Here is a 1984-nt window from a genome sequence, read left to right on the forward strand (position 1 = left end):
ATAGTTAGCGATAAATTCATTAATGGGAATCGTTGCCTTTTGCCCTTTTACTATGTCCTTGCCTAGCATCGCCATCAAGCTGTCGCTGAGCACAAAGTTGCGGTGAGTGAAATCGATTTCCCAAACACCCATGTCGGCCATTTCTATGGCGGTATACAGCAGTGTCGCGGTGCTTGATAGTTGCTGTTCAGCCTGTTTTCGCGCCTGCAGCTCGCGGGTCAAACTTTGCGTGCGCTGGCGAATTTCATAATCCTTGGTGGACTGGCGGTTGGCCGAGCCCATGACCGCCCCGGCGATGGAAAAGGCGCTGACAATGGTAAACAGTGTGTAGAGGTAGTTGAGCGGCGAGGTGGTGGCCTGCCAGTAGAGGCTATCTGCCGTTAAGTGAATGCTAAATTTGTTGTCGCCGACCTGCTTTTGCAGCGAGGCAATTTCTACTGGTCGGGGTGGGCCAGAGGACAACATTTGGACTGTGCGCCCGTCAGCGGCCGAGGTGGAAATTGTCAGTGCCATATTATTGTCGGCAATTTGCGCGAGAATGCCTTTCATGGCGGTGTTTAAGTCGTACATGGCCACTAATGCACCCTCGGCCGCGCTTTGTTCTGTGCGATGGACGGGCTTGATCACATAGGTGACGTCCTGTTGGGTGCAGCGGCGACTGGAGGGGGAGATAAACAGCACGCTGTCGCTCTGAATAGCTTTGTCGACGGGGTAGGGTTCGAAACACGTCGATAGAATATTAATCCCTTGATAGGTCGTGACCGCCGGCGGCGGGAAAACATAGGTGCTGGGGTAGTAGTAAGCTTGCTGTTGTTCGACTTCTACGCGGCCGTTGTCAAACAGTGCAAGGATCGGGAAGCCCTGCTGGCGCTCATATTGCCTGCGCTCACTGGCGTTGATTTTGGGCGCCCAGGCGATGGTTGAGAAGGTCTGCCGGTAGGCTGGGTGGTCAATAAAGCGGATGAACTCGTCGCGACGGACGAATTCACTGGCGATGATAAAGCTGGCGGTGAACTCCAGCGGCAGCAGCATTTTCTCAATGGATTCAGCAAAGGTTTTTTCGATGCTCTGGACGAGCGTGTCGGTATTGGTCTGCACATTTTCGCGCTGGTAGTGATTGATGGCCAAATGACCAAAGCTGATAAATAGCAGTAAAAACGCTACCGGTGCAAAGTGGATGGCAAAGAATCGCGAGGTGATTTTCACGCTTGTAAACAGGAATAACACCGCCGGGCAGACCAGGGCAATACCGATAGCATCGCCGGCCCACCACGACAGCCATTCAAAGATAAACTGCTGGCTACCGATGATGCCCAGTGCAAGCATGCTGGCACTGGCAATGCTGGCGCCGAGGGTGGCGGGGATGGCGGCGCCGTAAAGTAAGAACGACCAGACTGAGCTTTCAGTGCTCACCCTCATTGAATGTGAGAAATGGTGCCTGCAAAGTGTCGCCGCCAGCCAGCACTCAAAAGCCGCGCCACCGGCGGTGAGCAGGCTGAGAGCGGCTGCGGCCGCGGTGTCGGCGTGACTCAGGTTGGAGAGCGCAGAGGCCAAAAAGACCCAGCGCCAGGCGGTGCGGCCGAGCAGCAGTGTGCCGGCGACGGCAAAGCCGGCGGCGGGCCAAAAGGGCGAGGCATAGCCGGGGGGGACCGCCAGGGCTATGCCTAATTGCGCGAGCAGAAAGTAGCCGAGTAGCAACGCTAGGCCGGCCAAGACCCCGCGAAAGCGATTTTCGCATAGCCAATGCTGTAAAAGTGCGTTGTCTGTCATCGCTGCCCATGTCCTTTTGATGCTGCCGCTACTAAGTGTACACAATCAAGGCGGCTTGGCGACGGCGGCCGGCGACGTTAATCCAGCAGTGCGGGGTCCACGTCGTCCTCTTCGAATTTTGTGGTTAGCCACACGTCGAGCTGCTCGCGCAAGTCCTCCAGGCCGTCACCGCGCGGCGCCGAAAACAGCTGGGCGCTAACCAGGCCGCCGTAGG

General features: G+C 56.7%; 1 protein-coding gene. It reads right to left on the bottom strand.

Going from position 1 to position 1984, the window contains the following annotated elements; all coding sequences use genetic code 11:
* A partial coding sequence (locus ABYM29_RS15560) for an MASE1 domain-containing protein (protein WP_372865706.1) occupies positions 1 to 1770 on the bottom strand: 1770 nt, incomplete at its 3' end.
* Between the last annotated feature and the right edge of the window lie 214 nt (positions 1771 to 1984).

It is taken from the genome of Spongiibacter sp. (assembly GCF_041602295.1).
Taxonomy (GTDB): Bacteria; Pseudomonadota; Gammaproteobacteria; order Pseudomonadales; family Spongiibacteraceae; genus Spongiibacter.